The organism is Actinoplanes sp. NPDC051494 (assembly GCF_044454705.1).
Taxonomy (GTDB): domain Bacteria; phylum Actinomycetota; class Actinomycetes; order Mycobacteriales; family Micromonosporaceae; genus Actinoplanes.
Genome location: NZ_JBITDZ010000012.1, coordinates 45886 through 63852 on the forward strand (window position 1 = coordinate 45886; position 17967 = coordinate 63852).

Annotated in this window: 16 protein-coding genes; 10 read left to right on the forward strand and 6 right to left on the reverse strand. The window is 70.3% G+C overall.

Going from position 1 to position 17967, the window contains the following annotated elements; translation table 11 throughout:
- The first annotated feature begins 24 nt into the window (after window positions 1-24).
- Together ACIA6A_RS33120 and ACIA6A_RS33125 are read left to right on the forward strand one after the other, a co-directional pair.
- Window positions 25-2271: a glycoside hydrolase family 3 N-terminal domain-containing protein gene (locus tag ACIA6A_RS33120; RefSeq protein WP_396101911.1), complete on the forward strand. Its 2247-nt coding sequence runs from the start codon at window positions 25-27 to the stop codon at window positions 2269-2271.
- A gap of 175 nt (window positions 2272-2446) precedes the next feature.
- Window positions 2447-3775: an ATP-dependent 6-phosphofructokinase gene (locus ACIA6A_RS33125; protein WP_396101912.1), complete on the forward strand. Its 1329-nt coding sequence runs from the start codon at window positions 2447-2449 to the stop codon at window positions 3773-3775.
- Here the strand turns inward: ACIA6A_RS33125 and ACIA6A_RS33130 are convergent.
- Window positions 3733-4443 carry a GNAT family N-acetyltransferase gene (locus ACIA6A_RS33130; RefSeq protein WP_396102133.1) on the reverse strand — a complete coding sequence of 237 codons (711 nt, stop codon included), beginning with the start codon at window positions 4441-4443 and terminating at the stop codon, window positions 3733-3735. The genes ACIA6A_RS33125 and ACIA6A_RS33130 overlap by 43 nt on opposite strands.
- A 47-nt stretch (window positions 4444-4490) precedes the next feature.
- Between ACIA6A_RS33130 and ACIA6A_RS33135 the strand changes: the two genes are divergently transcribed.
- The 4 genes from ACIA6A_RS33135 (at window position 4491) to ACIA6A_RS33150 (ending at window position 9152) form a co-directional block, all read left to right on the forward strand.
- Window positions 4491-5165: a vancomycin high temperature exclusion protein gene (locus tag ACIA6A_RS33135; RefSeq protein ID WP_396101913.1), complete on the forward strand. Its 675-nt coding sequence runs from the start codon at window positions 4491-4493 to the stop codon at window positions 5163-5165.
- Between the two features lie 101 nt (window positions 5166-5266).
- Entirely contained in the window at window positions 5267-6265 is a 999-nt protein-coding gene (locus ACIA6A_RS33140; RefSeq protein ID WP_396101914.1) for a serine hydrolase, read from the forward strand.
- A gap of 93 nt (window positions 6266-6358) precedes the next feature.
- The gene (locus tag ACIA6A_RS33145; protein ID WP_396101915.1) at window positions 6359-6778 is read left to right on the forward strand and encodes a nuclear transport factor 2 family protein; all 420 of its coding nucleotides are present in this window, start codon (window positions 6359-6361) and stop codon (window positions 6776-6778) included.
- 10 nt (window positions 6779-6788) lie between these two features.
- A complete protein-coding gene (locus ACIA6A_RS33150) occupies window positions 6789-9152 on the forward strand; it encodes a M20/M25/M40 family metallo-hydrolase (protein ID WP_396101916.1) in 2364 nt (787 codons plus the stop codon).
- Here ACIA6A_RS33150 and ACIA6A_RS33155 read toward each other — a convergent pair.
- On the reverse strand, window positions 9141-11783 hold the full coding sequence (locus ACIA6A_RS33155) for an AAA domain-containing protein (RefSeq protein ID WP_396101917.1): 2643 nt from the start codon (window positions 11781-11783) through the stop codon (window positions 9141-9143). The two genes, ACIA6A_RS33150 and ACIA6A_RS33155, sit on opposite strands and share 12 nt — an antisense overlap.
- A gap of 11 nt (window positions 11784-11794) precedes the next feature.
- Complete coding sequence (locus ACIA6A_RS33160; RefSeq protein ID WP_396101918.1) at window positions 11795-12358, reverse strand: methyltransferase domain-containing protein; 564 nt, start codon at window positions 12356-12358, stop codon at window positions 11795-11797.
- A gap of 136 nt (window positions 12359-12494) precedes the next feature.
- On the opposite strand from ACIA6A_RS33160, the gene ACIA6A_RS33165 reads away from it, so the two are divergent.
- The 4 genes from ACIA6A_RS33165 (at window position 12495) to ACIA6A_RS33180 (ending at window position 15340) form a co-directional block, all read left to right on the forward strand.
- Window positions 12495-12797, forward strand: a complete 303-nt coding sequence (locus ACIA6A_RS33165; RefSeq protein ID WP_396101919.1) for a putative quinol monooxygenase — start codon at window positions 12495-12497, stop codon at window positions 12795-12797.
- Entirely contained in the window at window positions 12794-13264 is a 471-nt protein-coding gene (locus ACIA6A_RS33170; protein WP_396101920.1) for a DUF664 domain-containing protein, read from the forward strand. Before ACIA6A_RS33165 ends, ACIA6A_RS33170 begins: the two co-directional genes overlap by 4 nt.
- A gap of 354 nt (window positions 13265-13618) precedes the next feature.
- Window positions 13619-14665: a hypothetical protein gene (locus ACIA6A_RS33175; protein WP_396101921.1), complete on the forward strand. Its 1047-nt coding sequence runs from the start codon at window positions 13619-13621 to the stop codon at window positions 14663-14665.
- A gap of 105 nt (window positions 14666-14770) precedes the next feature.
- Entirely contained in the window at window positions 14771-15340 is a 570-nt protein-coding gene (locus ACIA6A_RS33180) for a hypothetical protein (RefSeq protein WP_396101922.1), read from the forward strand.
- Between the two features lie 306 nt (window positions 15341-15646).
- On the opposite strand, the gene ACIA6A_RS33185 is transcribed toward ACIA6A_RS33180, so the two are convergent.
- From ACIA6A_RS33185 to ACIA6A_RS33195, 3 genes are all read right to left on the reverse strand, one after another.
- Window positions 15647-16219, reverse strand: a complete 573-nt coding sequence (locus ACIA6A_RS33185; protein ID WP_396101923.1) for a TetR/AcrR family transcriptional regulator — start codon at window positions 16217-16219, stop codon at window positions 15647-15649.
- 129 nt (window positions 16220-16348) lie between these two features.
- A complete protein-coding gene (locus ACIA6A_RS33190; RefSeq protein WP_396101924.1) occupies window positions 16349-17347 on the reverse strand; it encodes an SDR family NAD(P)-dependent oxidoreductase in 999 nt (332 codons plus the stop codon).
- Between the two features lie 97 nt (window positions 17348-17444).
- Entirely contained in the window at window positions 17445-17843 is a 399-nt protein-coding gene (locus ACIA6A_RS33195) for a VOC family protein (protein WP_396101925.1), read from the reverse strand.
- Between the last annotated feature and the right edge of the window lie 124 nt (window positions 17844-17967).

The following is a 17967-nucleotide window of genomic DNA, read 5'->3' on the forward strand; positions in this document are numbered from 1 at the left end:
CGGTCGGACAGCCAGGAGTGCCCCGTGGCCGCAGACGACCCGTACCGTGACCCCCAGCTGAGTGTCGAGCAGCGGGTCGACGACCTTCTCGGCCGGATGACGCTGGCCGAGAAGGTCGGGCAGATGCTGCAGCTCGACGCGCGCAACGATCTCAAGGACGCGGTCACCGCGCGGCTGGCCGGCTCGATCCTGCACGCCTCGCCGCAGCGACTGCTCGAGGCCGTCGACATGGCCGCGAACACCCGGCTCGGCATCCCGCTGATCATCGCCGAGGACTGCATCCACGGCCACGGCTTCCGGTCCGGCGCGACCGTGTTCCCGACCCAGCTCGCCATGGCCGCCACCTGGGACGCCGCCCTGGTCGAACGGGTCGCCCGGGTCACCGCGATCGAGGCCTCCGCGACCGGCATCCACTGGACGTTCTCCCCCGTGCTGTGCATCACCCGTGACCTGCGGTGGGGCCGGGTCGACGAGACGTTCGGCGAGGACCCGTACCTGATCGGCGAACTCGGCGTCGCCATGATCCGCGGCTACCAGGGTGACGGGCTCACCGACCCGACCGCGGTGCTCGCGTCGGCCAAGCACTTCGCCGGGTACTCCGAGACCCAGGGCGGCCGGGACGCCAGCGAGGCCGACCTGAGCCCCCGCAAACTGCGCTCCTGGTTCCTGCCGCCGTTCGAGCGGGCCGCCAAGGAGGGCTGCCGCTCGTTCATGATCGGCTACCAGTCCCTGGACGGCGTCCCCATCACCGCCAGCAAGTGGCTGCTCAACGACGTGCTCAAGGACGAGTGGGGCTTCACCGGCACGCTGGTCACCGACTGGGACAACGTCGGGCGCATGGTCTGGGAACAGCGGGTCTGCGCCGACCTCGTGGAGGCCGCCACCGTCGCCGTACAGGCCGGCAACGACCTGGTCATGACGACCCCCGGCTTCTTCGAGGGGGCCCAGACCGCGGTCGAGCGGGGCCTGCTCGCGGAGGACGAGATCGACGCCGCGGTACGCCGGATCCTTCGTCTGAAGTTCGAGCTGGGCCTGTTCGAGAACCCGCGCGCCCCCGACCCCGAGCGCCAGGCCGCCGTCATCGGGCACGCCGACCACGCCGCGCTCAACCTCGAGGTCGCCCGTCGCTCCCTGGTGCTGCTGCGCAACGACGGCACGCTGCCGCTGCCGGCGGACGGACCGGGACGGACCGTCGCGATCATCGGCCCGAACGCCGACGCCCCGCAGTCCCAGCTCGGCGACTGGGCCGGCGCGTCCGGCCAGATCGACTGGATGCCCGACGGCCAGCCGCGCGAGCTGATCGAGACCGTGCTCGACGGCTTCCGCGCGGTCGCCCCGGACGGCTGGACGATCACCACGGCCCGGGGAGCCGACATCGAGGAGCTGGTCCCGGACCCGGCCGGCGAGTTCTACCCCGACGGCCAGCCCCGGCCGCCGATCTCACGCCCGGCCGGCACCGACCCCGCGCTGATCGCCACCGCGGTCGAGACCGCCCGGGCCGCCGACTACGCGGTGGTCGTGGTCGGTGACACCGTCGCGCTCACCGGCGAGAGCAAATCCACCGCGACCCTGGAACTGCAGGGCGGTCAGCTCGCGCTGCTCGACGCCCTGGCCGCGACGGGTACGCCGACCGTGGTCGTGCTCCTGAACGCGAAACCGGCCGTGCTGCCGCCCTCGGTGCTGAACGCCGCCGCGATCGTGCAGGCGTTCAACCCGGGCATGCGGGGCGGGCGGGCCGTCGCCGAACTGCTGCTGGGCCTGATCGAGCCGGCCGGCCGGATGCCGCTGTCCGCCGCCCGGCACGTGGGCCAGCAGCCGATCTACTACAACCAGGTCCGTGGCCAGCACGGCGACCGTTACGCCGACCTCACCCAGGACCCGCTGTTCGCGTTCGGCGAGGGCCTCAGCTACACCACGGTCACCTACAGCGACCTGGTCGTCGCGACCCCCGAGGTCACCGCGGACGGCACGGTCCGGGCGACGCTCACCCTGACCAACACCGGCACCCGGCCCGCGCTCGAGACCGTCCAGGCGTACATCAGCGACCTGGTCACGAGCGTCACCTGGGCGAACAAGGAGCTCAAGGCGTACCGCCAGGTCCGGGTCGAACCCGGCACCAGCGTGACCGTGGAGATCACCGTCCCGGCGGCGGACTGCACCCTGGTCACCGCCGACGGCCGCCGCGTCGTCGAACCCGGCGACTTCGACCTGCTCGTGGGCCGCGACTCCCGTACCGGGAACCTGCTTCGAGCCGGTTTCCGGATCTTCTAGATCAAAGGTCGCTGGACCGCGCGCGCGGATCTCGGCTACGGTGACGACTCGGCTGCGCTGAGGCAGCTCACCGACCCGTGCGTGGATCCGCACCGCTTCCGCCGGCCGCACACCGGCACCGCCGACGACGTCGAGTCCTGGAAGCTGCTGCACAGCCCTATGGTGGCGGTTAAAAGTGGTTGATCCGGCACAGCTGCACGTGAGGGTTCTCGGCGAGAGCCGCATCGATTCACCGTTGGGGGCACTGCTGCCCGCGCACGGCACCACCGAGCACTACGTCGACGAGACCGACCGGGTCCTGCTCGACGACACCCTGGCGATGATCGCCGCCCGCGCCGGCGCCGAGGTGCCGTCGTTCGAGCCCGGCGGCGCCCGGCGCCGGATCTTCTTCGACCCGTCGAAGATCAAGGTCGGGATCGTCACCTGCGGCGGGATCTGCCCCGGCCTCAACGACGTCATCCGCGGGCTGGTGCTGACCCTCAACAACCAGTACGGCGTCTCGCGCATCATCGGCTTCCGCAACGGATACCAGGGCATGGTGGCCCGGCACGGGCGCGGCATCGTCGAGCTGACCCCGACGTCGGTGGAGTACATCAACGAGCACGGCGGCACGATCCTGGGCACCTCGCGCGGCAACCAGGACCCCGACGAGATCGTCGACTGCCTGGAACAACTGGGCGTCAACGTCCTGTTCGTGATCGGCGGCGACGGGTCGATGCGCGGCGCCCAGAAAATCGCCGCCGCGGTCGCCGGGCGGGAACGCCGGATCGCGGTGGTCGGGGTGCCCAAGACCATCGACAACGACATCCCGTTCATCGGCCAGAGCTTCGGTTTCCAGACCGCGTACGCGAAGGCGGCCGAGTCGATCCGGGCGGCCCACGTCGAGGCGGCGGCCCAGCCCAACGGGATCGGGCTGGTGCAGCTGATGGGCCGGCACAGCGGGTTCATCGCGTCGTACGCGTCGCTGGCCAACAACGACGCCGACTACGTGCTGATCCCCGAGGTGCCGTTCTCGCTCGAGGGTTTCCTGCCCTACCTGCGGCACCGGGTGCTGACCCGCGGGCACGCCCTGGTCGTGGTCGCCGAGGGCGCCGGGCAGGACTACCTCGAGGACGCCCCGGTACGCCTCGACGCGTCCGGCAACCGCAAACTCGGCGACTTCGGGGTGTACCTGCGCGACCGGATCCTCGGCGACTTCGCATCCGCCGGGCAGGAGGTCAACCTCAAGTACATCGACCCCAGCTATGCGATCCGCAGTGTGCCGGCCAACCCGTACGACAGCGTCTACTGTCTTCGCCTGGCCCAGGCGGCCGTGCACGCCGCGATGGCCGGGCGCACCGAGATGGTGGTCGGGCAGTGGCGGGGCCGGTTCGTGCACGTCCCGATCCCGCTCGCGGTGTCGAGCCGCAACCAGGTCGACCCGGACGGCGACCTGTGGATGTCGGTGCTGGAGGCGACCGGTCAGCCCGGGAACTTCGCCGCCGCCACCCGCCTCATCGCGTAACCGAGCCGTTCGTACGTGCGGACCGCGGCGATGTTGTCGTGGTCGACGAGCAGCGCCACCCGGTCGCGTCCGTCGAGCAGCTCGTCGGTGAGCGCGGCGCACAACCGGGTGGCCAGGCCCCGGCCGCGGGCGTCGAGCCGGGTCGCGACGCCGGAGATGAACCCGATCCGGGTGGTCGACCCGGCGTCGGTGGCCACGGCGAGCAACCGGCCGGCGTCGTCGCGCAGGCACGCCCAGCGGGTGGCGCCGCCCTTGCCGGGGCGGGCGAACGAGTGCGGGTGGTTCACGTCGAGGAACGCGTCGACCTCCGCGTCGGCGTCCGTCAGCCAGGTGAGCTCCTCCCCCGTCCCCGCCGCCGATGCCGGTGCCGGTGCCGTGGTCTGCATCCAGCCGAACCCGGCCACCAGCTCGATCCCGGCGACGGCCGTGATCAGGCTCTCGTCACCGACCGGATAGTGGTCGGCGACCTCGGGGCGGATCCGGCGCAGCAGCTCGGCGACGTCGGCGACGCTGCCGCGCACCGCGACCCGGTCCCGGTTCCCCACGTCCCGGCGGGCCACCGCGGCGGCGTCACCCAGCGCCCAGGCGCGTACCCCCGGCTTCATGTCCTGAGCCACCCACACGAGCAACGGGTCGTCGTCGGGCTCGACCCGGTCCATCATGATCATCACTGTTCCATGATGACCGCTTGCCACCGGCTGGCAAGCTGCTGCCCGTGAAGCTGATCTCCTCGACCATGTTCCGGCGCCTGGTCGTCGCCGGTTGTCTCGCGACCGCCGGCGCGGTGCTGGCGATGGCGGCCGGTGACCTGTTCGTGCGGCACGGCGCCGAGGGACACGTGTACGCGGTGGCCGACGTCCCCGCCGCCCCGGTCGCCCTCGTGCTCGGCAGCGAGGTGTACGCCGACGGCAGCCCCTCGCCGTTCCTCGCCGCCCGCCTTGAGATCGCCCGGCAGCTGTACGCCGACGGCAAGGTCAGGGCGATCCTGGTCTCCGGCGACCACCGGGAGTGGGACTACAACGAACCCGGCATGATGTTCCGCTGGCTGCTCGCCCACGGCGTGCCGACCGAGCGGATCGTGCTCGACCACGCCGGTTTCGACACCTACGACTCGTGCGCCCGCGCGAAGGAGATCTTCGGGGCCGACACCCTCACCGTGGTGACCCAGAGCTACCACATCGACCGGGCGGTCACCATCTGCCGCGAGCTCGGCATCGACGCGAACGGCGTCGGCGACGACACCGTCCGCACGTACCACAACGCCTGGTACAACAGCGAGGCCCGGGAGCGTGGCGCGGTGGTCAAAGCCCTCTTCGACGTGGTCTCCCGACGCGACCCGGTGTTCCTCGGCCCGTACGAGACCGGGGTCGACCAGGCAGTTGCTTCGTGACACACGTTTCGTTGCATCTGACCTAGTGTTTTTTCGCATTTCTACCCCTGCGGGCATGGTGTACCGTCCCTCCCGGTTCGTTCGTTGATCGAGGGAGAACGATGTCCGCAAACCTGTCCCGCCGCTCCGCACTCGGGCTCGGCGCCGCTGCCGCTACCGTCGTCGGCATGGGAACACCCGCCGCCGCCGCCCCCGCCGCCGCCGCTTCTGCCGCCGGCCGCGCGACCATCAAGCAGGTGTACGACGCCCAGAAGGCCAAGGTCGGCGGCCTCTGGCACACCCACATCGCCACCGCCGACGCCGCCGGGGTGCGCACCACGGTCGTCGAGGACGACGCCGACCACGTCACCCAGGGTTACAGCGTGCAGAAGCTCGCCGTCGCCACCGCGGTCATGGACAAGATCGACCGCGGCCAGCTGACGCTGGGCACCCGGATCACCATGACGCAGGCCGACATCCTCAGCGGCAGCGGCATCTACCACCTGCACACCGTCTGGGGCGACGACATCACCGTCGCCAACTTCCTCACCGCGCTGCTGCTGGTCTCGGACAACTCCGCCGTACGCCTGTGCGGCCGGGTCTGCCCCGCCTCCGAGATCAACCAGATCCTCGCGAACAAGGGCTTCGTGAACACCAGGGTCGAGCCGGTGGCCAACCCCAACCGCTTCTACCTCGGCACCACGACCCCCCGCGAGATGCACGACCTGCTGTGGCGCCTCGGCAACAGGACGCTGCTGTCCACCTCGTCCTGCAACTTCCTGCTCGGCATCACCCGCTGGATCAACGGCTACCACGACGGCGTCCGCCGCGTCATGTCGTCCAACGAGCGCAAGATGATCGCCACCAAGTACGGCGCCGACTTCAACACCCTCGGCGAGTCCCGCCACGAGGTCGGCATCATCTTCGGTGCGGACGAGAAGCCCAAACTGACCTACGCGATGTTCGCCGAGGGCCTGGGCAACGGCGACAACTACGGCGCCACCCACCCGGCCGTCGAGGCCCACGCGGTCATCGGCCGCGCCCTGTACGACAACCTCCCGGCCACCCCGGCCGCCCTGCGCAAGTCGACACCGGACTTCGTGCCGAACCACGGCGGCTGAGCACTCCAGGGGTGTAACGGCAGTACCTTCCACGCTGCCGCGGGGTGGGGCGTAATTGATCCACAACGCCCCACCCCACCAGGAGGAAATCCGATGTCGCCCTACGACGTGGTCCACGGTCTCTACCGGTCCCTCAGCACCGGTGACGTCCCCGGTGTCATCGCCCGGCTGCACCCCGACGTGATCGTCGACGAACCGCTCGCCCTGCCCTACGGCGGCGTGCACCACGGCCGCGACACGTTCGTCAACGCGGCCCTCGGCCCCATGATGACCTATGCCGTCGTCGAGATCACCGACGTCGCCGTGTACGAGAGCGCGGCCGGCATCGCCGGCCGGCTGACCGGCACACTGACCGCCCACACCACCGGCGAGACGTTCCCGCTCACCATGATCGAGCTGCACGAGGTCGACGGCGACGCCATCCGCCGCATCGACGTCTACACCAAGAATCCCGAGCAGCTCGCGGCGTTCTACTCCCGGTCCGCGGCACCGGTCGCCGTAGCGGTGAAATAGCCTCCTCGGCATGACCGTGCAGCAGGACGTCCGGGACTTCCTGACGAGCCGGCGCGCCAGGATCACCCCGCAACGCGCCGGCCTGTCCGCGTACGACGGCCGGCGCCGGGTGCCCGGACTGCGCCGCGAAGAGGTCGCCCTGCTCGCCGGCGTGAGCGTCGACTACTACAACCGGCTCGAACGCGGCAACCTGCGCGGTGTGTCCGAGCCGGTCCTCGACGCGATCGCCCGCGTCCTGCTCCTCGACGAGGCCGAGCACGCCCACCTGCACGACCTCGCCCGGACCGCGAACACCACGCCCGCCAAGCGCCGCAGCCCCGCCACCCGGCAGGTCCGGCCGGCGCTGCAACGCCTGCTCGACGCGATGACCGAGGCCCCCAGCCTGATCGTCAACGGCCGGATGGACATCCTGGCCGCCAACCACCTGGGCCGGGCACTGTACGCCGAGGTCCTCGACCACCGCGAGCAGCCGGGCAACCTCGCCCACTTCGGCTTCCTCAGCCCGCACGGCCGCGGATTCTTCCCCGACTGGGACCGGACCGCCGACGACGCGGTGGCCACCCTGCGCTCCACGGCCGGCAGCAACCCCTACGACCGGGACCTGTCCACCCTGGTCGACGAGCTGTCCACCCGCAGCGAACCGTTCCGGACCCGCTGGGCATCGCACAACGTCCGCTTCCACCGCACCGGCACGAAAAGGTTCGGCCATGCCCTCGCCGGCGACCTCACCCTGGCCTACGAAACCATGGACCTCACCGCGGACCCCGGCCTGGTCCTGCTCGCCTACACCGCTTCCACCTCCGCCGCCGAGGATGCCCTGCGTGTGCTGACCCTCAGCCCAGCATCCCCGGCCTCGCGCTCGGGCTGTGGTCCGCCGGGGACGCCGCATGAGGGGGCGGCGGACGGCAAAAGTCTGACATCGAAGTCCGTGGACTTCGGTGTCCGTAGTGGACAAGAGTGTTGGGGTATGACGGTACGGCGTGAACGGTCACACCCCACCCGGCGCACCCTGCTCTCGGCCTCCGCCGCGGTGGCCGCCGTGCCGGTGCTGGCCGCCGCGTCGCCTGCTCGGGCCGGGGCCGCCGGGCTGCGAAAACAGGAACCCGACCGGGAGCTCAAAGCGCTGCTGCAGGAGATCGACCCGTACCGGATCGAGGTGATCGTGAAGCGGCTCGCCGGGTTCGGCACCCGGCACACACTGTCCCGTCAGGACGATCCGGTGCGCGGGATCGGGGCGGCTCGGGACTGGATCCACGAGCAGTTCCAGGCCATCGCGGCCAACTCCGGCGGGCGGATGACCGTCGAGCTGCAGTCGTATGTCCAGCCGCCCGCGTCACGGATCCCGGTGCCGACCCGCATCACCAACATCGTGGCCACGCTGCGGGGCACCGACGAGCCCGGCCGCGTCTATGTCGTCACCGGGCACTACGACTCCCGGGCCACCGACGTCATGGACGCCACCAGTGACGCCCCCGGGGCCGACGACGACGCCTCCGGGGTCGCCGCGGTGCTGGAGGTGGCACGGGTCATGGCCGCCCGGGGCACCCAGGCCACCGTCGTGTTCGCCGCCGTCGCCGGTGAGGAGCAGGGGCTCTACGGATCCGATCACCTGGCGCAGCAGCTCAAGGACGCGGGCACGGATGTACAGGCGATGTTCAGCAACGACATCGTGGGCACCGGCGACGCTCATGACGGAACGGCTGCTGATCCCCGTACGGTGCGCTTGTTCGTAGAAGGCGTGCCCACGGCCGAGACGCCCGCGCAGGCCTCGACCCGGTTGTCGGTCGGGGGTGAGAACGACGGCGCGTCGCGGCAGCTGGGCCGGTTCGTGCGCGACGTCGCGGAGAATCCGCAGACCGGGATGAAGGTCCGCGTCATCTGGCGCCGCGACCGCTATCTGCGCGGCAGTGACCACATCTCGTTCCTGCTGCGCGGATACCCGGCGGCGCGGTTCACCGAGCCCCGCGAGAATTTCGCCCATGAGCACCAGGACGTCCGGACCGAGGACGGGGTACGGTACGGCGACCTCGTGGAATTCTGCGACTTCCGGTACATCGCCCGGGTCGCCCGGGTGAACGCGGCGGCACTGTGGTCGCTGGCCCAGGCGCCGGGCACCCCCAAGGGTGTGGTCATCGACACGACCCGGCTGACGAACGAGACGACACTGCGCTGGCAGGCCTCACTGTCGGTGGACCTCGCCGGATACGAGATCGTGTGGCGCGAGACGACCGCCCCGGACTGGCAGCATGTGCTGCCCGTCGGCAACGTCACCACCGCGACGGTCGACCTGTCCAAGGACAACGTCTTCTTCGGGGTGCGCGCGATCGACCACGACGGACACCGCAGCCCGGTCGCCGCTCCCCTACCCGGCTGACGCCGCGATCTCCAGGGCCGCCCGGCGGGGATCGTGGTGCCAGATCTCGGGGAACGCGTCGATCAGCCGCCAACCGGAACGGCGCAGCGCGCGGTGCCGGGCGATGTGGGCGTCCGGCAGGACCGAGCAGAACACCCCGGCCGCGGTCGCCGCCGGGCCCACGCACAGGTCGACGGTCCACGGGCCGACCCGGTAGCCGGGCCGCACGGGCACGCCGAGTTTGCGCAGCTCGGCCGTCAGGGATCCGGCCCAGCCGACCGGGTCCGGGCCGGGTTCGGGCACCGGGGGCTTCTCCGCGTAGGCGAGGAAATCACCGAGCAGGCCGTCCGGGTCCGGCAGCGCGGTCACCACGACCAGCCGCTGCCGGGCCCGGGTGATCATGACGTTGAACAGGTGCGGGTCCGCGACGAACCGGCGCCGGCCGGCCGGGTCGGACGGGGCCAGGCCCAGCGCCGCCACCACGGTCCGGGCCTCGCTGCCCTGGAACGCGTGGACCGTGCCGACGCGCAGGCCCAGCTCCTCGATCCGCTCCGCGGGAAACGCCGCCAGCAGGCTTTTCTCCAACGCGTCGGCATGCGCGCGGAACGGCGAGACCACCCCGATCCCCGTACGGCCGGAGTCCGCGAGTGACCGCACCACCTCGACCACCGCGGCCGTCTCGTCCGTGACGCGGCGCACCTCGATCGGGGTCTCCGCCTCGGTCCGGGGATGCCGGGTCGCGACGGTGATCCGGTCGTCGTAGAAACGGTGCGCCGAGAACCCGATCAGCTGCGGGGTGCCCCGGTGGTGCTCGTCCAGCCAGATCGCCGGCGCGGCCGACGCGGCCAGGTCGTAGGCGCTGACCCGGCGCACGTCCAGCCGGTCGTCGGCGTGGTGGCGGTGCAGCACCCCGGCCACGTCGACGTCGCTGACGAACGACACGAACCGCAGCTGCCGCGGATCGCCGACGACCAGGGCCCGGCGGGCGCGGGCCAGCACCGGGGCCGCGCGGATCTGGTCGACGTGCGACGCCTCGTCCAGCACGACCAGGTCGAACATCCCCGCGACGGCGGGCAGCAGGTCCTCCACGTCGGCGACCGTGCCGATCCACAACGGCAACGCCCGCACCAGCGGCGCGGCGTCCATCCGGGACAGCAGTTCCCGGCGCCTGTTCCGGCCGGCCCGCAGCGCGGTGGCCAGCGCGGCGGCGCCACGACGACCCTCGGCGTCCCACCGCTGCCGGCTCCGGGCCGCCCGGCGCATGCCCGCACCGACCGCCGCGGCCAGCTCCTGCTCTGCCTCGTGCAGGGCGGCCCACCGCGGCGCGAGCTCCGTGCCACCGGCCGCGGCCAGCTCGGCTGCCGCACGCTGCGCGGTCGCTGCCCGCAGGGCGTCCTGGATCCGTTCCTCCGGTACGCCGTGAGCGGCCCGCAGCAATCGCGCTCGCCGCCGCCGGGCCCACCAGCCCCGCCCCCGCGGTTCCCGGACCGCTGCGAGATCGACGTCGTCGTCGAACACCCCCGGCACGTCGGCGGCCAGACCCGGCAGCAACGGTTGCCAGGTGGCCAGCTCGGCGGCCGCCCGATGCAGATCCAGCGTGTGCTGCAGATCGGCGACGTGGCCGCGTACCGCATCGTGGTGCCGGGTGACGGCCTGGCGGTCCGCACGCAGCTCGCGGTCGGTGAACCCGGCCCCGGCCCCGCCCGCCAGCTCGGCGGCCAGCGCGACCCGCCGCTCAGCGTTGCCGAACAGCACCGGTGCCGGCCCCGGATAGCGGGTCAGCAGCGCGGCCAGCACGTCGGCGGCGTGCGGTGACTGCGTCGCGACCAGCACCGATCCGCCGCGGTGCACCACCTCGAGCGCGGCCGCGACCACGGTGTGGCTCTTGCCGCTGCCGGGCGGCCCGGACACCACGGTGACCGGCGCGGTACGGGCCCGCGCGACCACCTCGGTCTGCGCCCGGGTCAGCGGGAGCGGCGACAGCACCTCGCCACCCTCCTCGTCCGGCACCGGCCCGGGCCCATAGACCGCGGCCAGTGCCGTCGCGGTCAGATCCCGGGCCGCCCAGCTGCGCAGACTGTCGACCAGGCCGCCACCGAAGACGTCGCGCGCCACGAACAATGCCGCCGCCGACACCACAACAAGGCGATCGTTCGGGAACCGGGCGGTGGCCGTGGTGACCGAGTCCAGCGGCAGACCGGTGGCCTCCGCGACCGACCACAACCACGAACGGGTGCCGAGCGCGTCGAGCCACCCCGCTGTGCCCAACCCCGGCGCCGACTCCATCGCCGCGGCCAGCTCCCGGTCCTCGACCAGCGGCGTGATCTCCGCGTCGCCGGCCGGCACCACCTTGTAACCGGTCAAGCCGCGCTCCAGCCGCACCGGCTGGGTCAGCAACGGTACCCGGATCTTGCGTTTCACCCCGTCGATCTCACTCTGCCCGGCGATGAAACCCCAGGCCCGCCGCAGCACCCGCTCCTCGCGGTGCAGCGCGTCGACGGCCGCGAGCCGGTCGCTGTCCGCACCGCGGGGCGCCCGCTCGGCATCCTTGAGCCACACCAGTGCCTGACCGCCCCGGGTGACATCATGGACGCGGTCGCTCCCGGCCGGGGCCAGCTCGGCGAGCACGGAGAGAACGGTCTGGGGTCGCATCGGCGCCGACGCTACCGAACAGCCGCGACCCACATCCCGCCGCCGTCGAGGTAACGTGCGATCCGCAGCCCGGCTCCGGCGAGCGTGTCCTCGAACCGCTCACGGCTCAACGGCCGGCTCAGGAACGTCTGGGTCCACGTCGCGTCAGGGAAGACATACTCCGTCCGCACCGACCGCACGCCCGCTGACGTCTCCGTCGACGACACGGTCCGCAGGACGCCGTCCAGCAACGGCCGTTCCCGGGGCAGATCCGTGTGCCAGCCCTCGCCCTCACGCTGGATCACCACCACACCACCGGGTGACACATGCCGGTGACAGGTCGCCAGCACGCCCGCCGGATCCGGTGCGTGCACGAGGAACGACGCGAGCAGGACGACATCGAACGTCCGGCCCAGATCAAGATCCTCGATCGGGCTGCATACGGTACGACCACCCGTGACGTACCCGAGCATGGCAGCGCTCTCGTCGACGGCGGTCACGTCGTACCCCAGCCGCGTCAACGGCCTGGTCAACCGGCCGACGCCGCACCCGAGCTCCAGCAGCGACGCGGGCGGTCCGGCCGCTGTCGTCACCATCAGCGGCTCGTTGTCCACAGGAAGGCGCCGGTAGAGGTCCACGGCGCATCCGTCCGGCGTAATGTGCCCGGGGCCGGACCCGGAATAGCCGGGCCGGAAGGTGGTCTCCATACGATCGAGCCTAGGAGGACCGGCTGTGTACGGCTATGTCGGCACCATGCGCACGACGGCGGGCAACCGCGACAAGGTCGTGTCGATCCTGCTCAGCGGCGTCGAGGGCCTGCGCGCCGCGGGCTGCCATCTGTACCTGGTGAGCGTGTCCGGCACCGACCCCGACCTGATCCACGTCACCGAGGCCTGGGACAGCAAGGAGCACCACGACAACTCCCTCAAGCTCCCCGGGACGCGGGCGGCCATCGCCACGGCCATGCCGCTGCTGACCGGCGAGTTCACCAGCCAGGAACTGACCGTCGTCGGCGGACTGGGGCTGTCGTCATGACCTACCCGGCGTTCCCCGACGGCCTGGCCGACGAGCGGGAGTTGCTGCTGCGCTGGCTGGGCTTCCTGCGAGGAGCCGTGCTGCGCAAGGCCTCGGGCATCACCGACGAGCAGTCCCGCTGGCAGCCGGACGGCAAACTGATCCCGCTGGTCGGCATCGTCCACCACCTGACCAACGTCGAATGGCGCTGGATCGACGGCGAGATGCGAGGCGAGCAGACCAGCAAGGCCGCCGACGAATACCAGGCTCCGGGCCTGTCCATCGCCGACGCGATCGCGGCCTACCAGCAGCGAGCACAGAAGACCGACGAGGCGGTACGCGCCATCGGCGACCTGAGCACCCCCGGCCGCTACGGCCACGACACGGACCTGAGGTTCGTGCTCCTGCACCTGATCAACGAAACAGCCCGGCACTCCGGCCACGCGGACGCCGTACGCGAACTCCTGGACGGCACCACCGGGGAATGACCCCGGCCGCTCCCACGACCGTCTGCTGATTCTCGCGATGACGCTCCGGCCATGTCGCATGTGCCTCGGAGCCGCGACGACCCTCGGCGTCGCCCGGGTCTCCGACGACCGGGTGGCATCAGATGACAGCGCCGGCGGTGTAGCCGCCGTGTGCAGGGCGGCCCGGCAGAGCATGTCGGTCCCTCACCTGCCCGCTGCGCCCGGTGGTTACCGGCGGCGGGATTGCCGGGATCAGTTCCGGCGGTACTCGGTGACCGCCACGAACGCCCCACCACGCCGGTTGCCGCAGGCATGACGGACCTCCCGGAGAACGTGGCCACCTCGCCGCTAAGGTGCAGGGTTTAAAGTGGAGACATGGGTGAAATTCACGTCCCGGCTGTCCCTGCGAAGACCACTTCCGGCACGGCCGCCCGGCGCCCGGTCCACCCCGGCCTGACCCCGCAGCAGCAGCACCTGGTCACGCTCCAGCGTGCAGCCGGCAACAGTGCCGTGACAGCCCTGCTCGAGCGGGCACCGGTCGCGGGCACCGAGACCGAGTCGACCGAGAAGCGCTACAAGCAGACCACCTCGTCGGGGCCTGGCACCCGGCCCGCCGACCTGCGGGCCCTGGACCGCCTGGCCCGCGTGCTGTATGCGGCGTTGAATCCCGGCAAGTCGACGCCGCACCTCGCCACGATCGTCGACGACGGCATCCTCCACGTCGCCGGCAACACGGCGAAGCGGTCGGTGAACCAGGAGGAACAGAGCAAGGCCATCGCATTGCTCAAGCAGGTCGCCGACGACGCCGTGCGGACGGTGCCCGACAGGTTCAAGGGCGACGTCAACCGGTGGAACAAGGACTTCGCCAAGGTACGTGCGCTGGCCACCGGCGACTACGCGGCTGTGCATTCCGAGATCGCGGGCATGGCGGAGAGCCTCGACGTGATCGCGAGAGCGATGGGCACACTCACCAAGGACTCCTGGCCCAATGTGGAGAAGAACCGTGGCCCGAAGGGCCCGGCCGAGCACGGCGAGCTCACCCTGCTCGGCCAGATCCACGAGAAGAACAAGGACCGCCCGGAGACCAGCGGCGGATCGCTCGAGGAGATCAAGATCGGTGGTGTGAAACTGGCCTGCGGGGCGTGCCAGCTCGCCTACGACGCCTACAACCAGGAGTTCGCCGAGAAGCGCGGCTACAAGGTGGTCGCCTCTGGCACCCACGAGGGTTTTTTCCCAGGCTGGAAGGCGCCGAAATACCTCTGGGACATCCCCGCCGTGCGGGCGCGGCTGATGGCGGGGCTGCCGAGTACGGCCTGGAGCCTCACTGCGGATGGCGTGTTGGAGGGCGCGGTGGACCTCAGCGCGGCGCAGGGCCCCGACCACAACCCGGGCGAATCAAGTTCGGACTGGGACACGGAGTAGGCCCACCGGGCACCCGTCTCCTGCGCCGAACGCGCGACGCGACCGCGGACGCTAGTGGCCTCCGAGGGGTTCACCATGCTCCGATTACGGACGTTGCGCGGTCGCGTGATGGCCGTCCGCGGGGCACTCAGCCTGCTGCTCGTCGCGCTCGGTATGACCGCGGCGCTCACCGCGACGGGCAGCAACGACCGCATCGACATCCTCATCGACAAGACAGGCCCCATGCGGACCGCCGGGCAGACCCGCGATTCGGCCGTAGTCGACCAGGAGGCCGGGGTATGCGGCTTTCTGGTGCTCCTTCGGTGGGGACCGCGGGTTGTCTCAGTTGAGGAGAATACGACGGCGGAGGAGGGTGAGTCCGGCTCGGCCGTGCATCTGACGCATGATTCGTCCAGGCGAGCGCTGTTGCCTTCGCCGGTCGTGGAAGGCGGCGAACGAGCTGACGAGACCGGTGAGATCGAATGTTCAGGGGCAGGCATCAGGCAGCTCGTGGCGATGTTCGCGCCGGTTGTCGCTGAGGTGGGCCGGCACGAGGCCGGTCAACCGGGACGCAGACATCGGCGGGCGGCCACCACCCTTCTGCGAGGCCACGCACGTCGGCGTGGATTTCGCAGGCTCCGGACCGGCACCTGGTGGCTGCTGCGGCTGCCGGGCCTCAGGCACGGCAGCCCCTGAACGGGTCAGGTGTTGCAACGACCGGTGGAACCCGAGCCACCGCGGCGGGACCGTCGGGGCCGCAGCCTGGTGGGGCGGGCCGCGACAGGGCGGGGCGGGCCGCAGCAGGGCGGGGCGGGCCACGGCAGGCCGCGGCTACCCGGTTCGCGGGTGGTCGCGGCCTGCGTCAGCTGCGGCTCTGGGGGCCGCCTTCCCTGAAGGTGGTGCGTCCCGATCCTCGACTTGGCGGAGCAGCCGCGCTGATACCAGCCCTCATCGGAGTTGACCACACGCATGGCTCGAGGCGGCTTGTATCGCTGCGGGTTGTCAGTCGAGGTCAGGCTGACGCATCCACTCCGGTAACAAAGAGTGCGCCACGCGTGCGATGTGCGCGGGGTCACCCTCTCCACGGGCGCCGATCGACAACACGGCGTAAAGGCCCGCGGCGGCGTAGGTGACCTCGACCTCGGCGGTGTCCGATTTGTTACCGCTGTCTGCCCAGACGATGCGATTTTGAACTCTGAAGACTTCGGCGAGCCCGGGAAGGTTGGAACCGTCTTCATAGGCGTCGGCCAGTCGGATGAGCTGCGGCTCAGACCTCAGCACCTCGACGATCAGGCGGAGGCTCTCTATTCCGGCGGCTTCGAATGTCATCCCTTGACGCCGGTCCTCGAAGGCGCGCTCCAGGATGTGATCGAAGGTGTCGAGGATGGCGAACCACGCCGCCTCCTCGATCGTGTCGAAGTGGTTGTAGAAGGTTGCTCTCGTGACGCCGGCGGCCGTGCTCAGGCAGGAGATGGTGGTGAGTTCTCCTTCGCGCGCTTGGTGATGCAGTGCGTCGAGGATCTGCTGGCGGGATCTCTGCGCCCGTGGGTCTGACGAGATCGAGCGTGCTCCCATGAGGCTGACTCGCCCTTCGATTGGCCACCTGGCGCCGGCTACACCCACGAATTTATCCCAGTGTGCAAGACCCGCCGCTCCCGGCCGCCGCGCAGCCGGTAGCTGACGCGAACCCCGGCCCGGACACGATCAGGTTCTCGCCTCGGCGATCAGCTCTTCTGATACGTCCCACAGACGCCTGGCGGCGGCGGGGTCGAGAGCGTGTCGCATCACGCCCGCCCACCCTTGCATGTCGTCGACGATGTCTGATTCGCTGCTGTTCTCGAAGTAACGGCCACCTATGCCCGCCAGTAGCGGCGACGCGGCGAGAAATACCGATGTCGCGGCACCCTCCTCTACGGTCTTCATTCGGAAGCCGCCGGTTGATTCGGCTTGTTTCACTTGCTCTGTCGCTTCCGCGCGTTGCTCCGCGGTCCAGTGCCGGGACAGGTTTGTGGCGATGATACCGGGCATCAAAGCGTTTGCGGTGATGCCATCGGCCGCCCAGCGTCGTGTTGCTTCGACGGCGAAGAGCACGTTCGCAGTCTTGGATTGCCCGTACGCGCTGTTCGGGTCATATTGGCGTTTTTCGAAGAACAAATCGTCGAAAAAAATCGGCGAGCCGGCGTGACCCGCGGACGCGACGGACACGATTCGTGCGTCTTTGGCAGCGGCTAGCGCCGAGTGGAGGCCGGTCGCCAGAGCGAAGTGACCGAGGTGGTTCGTTCCGAAGTGGGTTTCCCAACCTTGTCTGGTCGTTCCTTGCGGCGCGTCCATGACGCCGGCGTTGTTGACCAGGATGTCGAGCGCCCCGGTCCATGCTGCGACGAATGCGTCGATCGTCTCGAGGTCACCGAGGTCGAGGAATGCGACCGCGACGTCGTCGCGACCGCTCGTGCGCCCGATGTCGGCCCTGACGCGTTCCCCTGACGCGAGGTCGCGGACCGCGAGCGTGACCTGAGCGCCTGCGTGAGCCAGCGCGCGAGCCGTTTCCACGCCGATGCCGGACGAGCCGCCCGTCACGATGGCCCGCCTACCGCCGAGGTCGACGCCGTCCACTATCTGCAGGGCGGTGGTGGTGTCGTCGTAGTCGGTGGAAATTCGAGATGGCGCGTTGAGTTCGCGGGAGTCCTGGGCGCGCTGTGTCATTGGGGACAAGTCCTTTGTGTCTCTGAAGTGATGGAGACGCGGCGCACGGGTGTTGCGGAGACCCCGAGCGCGACATCGCTGGCGCGAGACTGGGCGACTAGCGTTTCGGGGCCCAGCTCTTGTTGACGATCTCGAACTGGTTGCCGTCGAAGTCGGTGAAGTTGGCGGCGTAATACCCCTCGGCGAACTGGGGACGAGGTCCGGGTGCCCCGTCGTCGTTTCCACCGGCCGCCAACGCCGCGGCGTACGTGGCGTCGACCTCATCGGTCGAGTTCGCAGCGATGCCGAGGTAGATGCCTTCGATCAAGTCCGACTCGCGACGGCGAAGCCAGATGCTGTCCGGGCCTTCGACAATGCCCCAGGCGTCGACCTCGGTGCCGGGACCACCGGAGCTGAACTTGCCGAACTCTTTCCAACCGAGGGGCTTCAGTGCCTCGAGGAGGAAATCGAAGGAACGTTCCGGGTTGCTGACGGAAATGAACACGTGATCGAGCATGGTGGTCTCCTTCTTCGGAACCGGCCCCCTGGCCGGGAATTCACGTGGTGGGCTCGCCACCAGTGTGCCACTTCTTTTACACTTGTCAAATACTTCTTTTACGGCTGTCAAAGAAGTACCCGTT

What these genes read in the sequence shown, in the direction of transcription:
- ACIA6A_RS33130 (WP_396102133.1), bottom strand. Translation starts at nt 4,443, where the DNA reads ATGATCATGATGGACCGGGTCGAGCCCGACGACGACCCGTTGCTCGTG.
- ACIA6A_RS33140 (WP_396101914.1), top strand. Translation starts at nt 5,267, where the DNA reads ATGTCCGCAAACCTGTCCCGCCGCTCCGCACTCGGGCTCGGCGCCGCT.
- ACIA6A_RS33145 (WP_396101915.1), top strand. Translation starts at nt 6,359, where the DNA reads ATGTCGCCCTACGACGTGGTCCACGGTCTCTACCGGTCCCTCAGCACC.
- ACIA6A_RS33150 (WP_396101916.1), top strand. Translation starts at nt 6,789, where the DNA reads ATGACCGTGCAGCAGGACGTCCGGGACTTCCTGACGAGCCGGCGCGCC.
- ACIA6A_RS33155 (WP_396101917.1), bottom strand. Translation starts at nt 11,783, where the DNA reads ATGCGACCCCAGACCGTTCTCTCCGTGCTCGCCGAGCTGGCCCCGGCC.
- ACIA6A_RS33160 (WP_396101918.1), bottom strand. Translation starts at nt 12,358, where the DNA reads ATGGTGACGACAGCGGCCGGACCGCCCGCGTCGCTGCTGGAGCTCGGG.
- ACIA6A_RS33170 (WP_396101920.1), top strand. Translation starts at nt 12,794, where the DNA reads ATGACCTACCCGGCGTTCCCCGACGGCCTGGCCGACGAGCGGGAGTTG.
- ACIA6A_RS33175 (WP_396101921.1), top strand. Translation starts at nt 13,619, where the DNA reads ATGGGTGAAATTCACGTCCCGGCTGTCCCTGCGAAGACCACTTCCGGC.
- ACIA6A_RS33185 (WP_396101923.1), bottom strand. Translation starts at nt 16,219, where the DNA reads ATGGGAGCACGCTCGATCTCGTCAGACCCACGGGCGCAGAGATCCCGC.
- ACIA6A_RS33190 (WP_396101924.1), bottom strand. Translation starts at nt 17,347, where the DNA reads ATGACACAGCGCGCCCAGGACTCCCGCGAACTCAACGCGCCATCTCGA.
- ACIA6A_RS33195 (WP_396101925.1), bottom strand. Translation starts at nt 17,843, where the DNA reads ATGCTCGATCACGTGTTCATTTCCGTCAGCAACCCGGAACGTTCCTTC.